This is a genomic window from cf. Phormidesmis sp. LEGE 11477, assembly GCF_015207105.1.
Classification (GTDB): Bacteria; Cyanobacteriota; Cyanobacteriia; order Phormidesmidales; family Phormidesmidaceae; genus Phormidesmis.
Window position 1 is genome coordinate 1 of the sequence record NZ_JADEXO010000235.1, and the last position, 2,393, is coordinate 2,393.

2 rRNA genes are annotated in these 2,393 nt (G+C 48.5%); both read left to right on the top strand.

What is annotated here, in order from left to right:
• Positions 1-2,089: ribosomal RNA gene (locus IQ256_RS28885) — 23S ribosomal RNA — on the top strand; the annotation flags it as partial.
• 94 nt (positions 2,090-2,183) lie between these two features.
• A 5S ribosomal RNA gene (rrf, locus tag IQ256_RS28890) occupies positions 2,184-2,295 on the top strand.
• Positions 2,296-2,393: the final 98 nt, after the last annotated feature.

Genomic DNA, 2,393 nt, shown 5'->3' on the forward strand with positions numbered 1-2,393 from the left:
GTCTTTGGATGAGTTGTGGGTAGGGGTGAAAGGCCAATCAAACTGAGAGATAGCTCGTACTCCCCGAAATGCTTTTAGGAGCAGCGTGGAAGTTAGTTTATCAGAGGTAGAGCTACCGATTGGACTAGGGGGAGTCAAATCCTACCAAATCCAGACGAACTCCGAATGCTGATAAATATATTCCGCAGTGAGGGCTTGGGTGCTAAGGTCCGAGTCCGAGAGGGAAAGAACCCAGACCTACAGCTAAGGTCCCTAAATTTGTACTAAGTTGAACTAAGGAGGTTCAGCTGCTTAGACAGCCAGGATGTTGGCTTGGAAGCAGCCATTCATTTAAAGAGTGCGTAACAGCTCACTGGTCGAGCGGCAGAGCATCGATAATAATCGGGCATCAAGTACAATACCGAAGCTTAGGATCATTTATGATGGTAGGGGAGCATTCTCTAGACGACGAAGGTGTGACGCGAGTCATGCTGGAGAGTAGAGAAGAGCAAATGTAGGCATAAGTAACGATAAGGCAGGCGAGAAACCTGCCCACCGATAGACTAAGGATTCCCCGGCAATGCTAATCAGCCGGGGGTTAGTCGGGACCTAAGGCGAACCCGAAAGGGGTAGTCGATGGACAACTGGTTAATATTCCAGTACCACCTTTATTTTCGATGGGGTGACGGAGTAGTGAAAGCACCGCGTACTGACGGAATAGTACGTTGAAGGGTGTAGGTATAAGGACTGTAGGTAAATCCGCAGATCTTGCTGAACCTGATAGTACCACAAATCTTCGGATGCGTGGATAGTGTGCCTAAGCAGACTTCCAAGAAAAACCTCTAAGGCTAGGATAAAGGTGCCCGTACCGTAAACCGACACAGGTAGTCAAGGAGAGAATCCTGAGGTGCTCGAGTGATTCATGGTTAAGGAACTAGGCAAAATAGCCCTGTAACTTCGGGAGAAGGGGCTCCTACTTCGGTAGGACGCAGTGAAAAGACCCAGGCGACTGTTTATCAAAAACACATGGCTGTGCGAACTTGAAAGAGGATGTATACGGCCTGACACCTGCCCGGTGCTGGAAGGTTAAGGGGGGATGTTATCTTCGGAGAAGCATTGAACTGAAGCCCCAGTAAACGGCGGCCGTAACTATAACGGTCCTAAGGTAGCGAAATTCCTTGTCGGGTAAGTTCCGACCTGCACGAATGGTGCAACGATCTGGGTACTGTCTCAACCATGAGCTCGGTGAAATTGTAGTTCCGGTGAAGATGCCGGATACCCGCAACGGGACGGAAAGACCCCGTGAACCTTTACTATAGCTTCACATTGGTATTGGGTAAATGATGTGTAGGATAGCTGGGAGACTCTGAAGCTGCGTCGTCAGGCGTGGTGGAGTCGTTGGTGAAATACCAGCCTTTATTTATCTGATGCCTAACCCCGAAAGGGAGACAGTGTGTGGTGGGTAGTTTGACTGGGGTGGTCGCCTCCAAAAGAGTAACGGAGGCTTTCAAAGGTACCCTCAGCACGCTTGGTAACCGTGCGCAGAGTGCAATAGCATAAGGGTGCTTGACTGTGAGGCCTACAAGCCGAGCAGGTAGGAAACTAGGATATAGTGATCCGGCGGTTCTGTATGGAAGGGCCGTCGCTCAAAGGATAAAAGGTACTCCGGGGATAACAGGCTGATCTCCCCCAAGAGCTCATATCGACGGGGGGGTTTGGCACCTCGATGTCGGCTCGTCACATCCTGGGGCTGGAGAAGGTCCCAAGGGTTGGGCTGTTCGCCCATTAAAGTGGCACGCGAGCTGGGTTCAGAACGTCGTGAGACAGTTCGGTCCCTATCTGTTGTGGGCGTAAGAAATTTGAGTAGATCTGACTTTAGTACGAGAGGACCGAGTTGGACTAACCGCTGGTGTACCAGTTGTTCCGCCAGGAGCACTGCTGGGTAGCTACGTTGGGAAGGGATAAGCACTGAAAGCATCTAAGTGCGAAACCCACTACAAGATGAGATTTCTTTTAAGAGATGTTCTAGATTAGGACGTAGATAGGCTGCAGGTGTAAAGGCAGTAATGTCAAAGCTGAGCAGTACTAATTACTCGTAAACTTTTTTGAAGCGTTTCGATAAACTCGCGTTTTTCATGTGAATCTTTCATTTTTAATGTCAAGACATTAAGTCCTGTCCAACTAAGTTGGATATAGGCAAATTTTATGGTGATTATAGCGACGGGGTCCACCTCTTCCCATTCCGAACAGAGAAGTTAAGCCCGTCAGCGCTGATGGTACTGCCGTAACAGGTGGGAGAGTAAGTCGTTGCCAGTTTATTATAAAAGGGTATTATCGTAAGATGATGCCCTTTTTTTGTATTAAATCGTTTATGGCTTTATTGGATGGTGACACTTATATAACTTGGATATCAT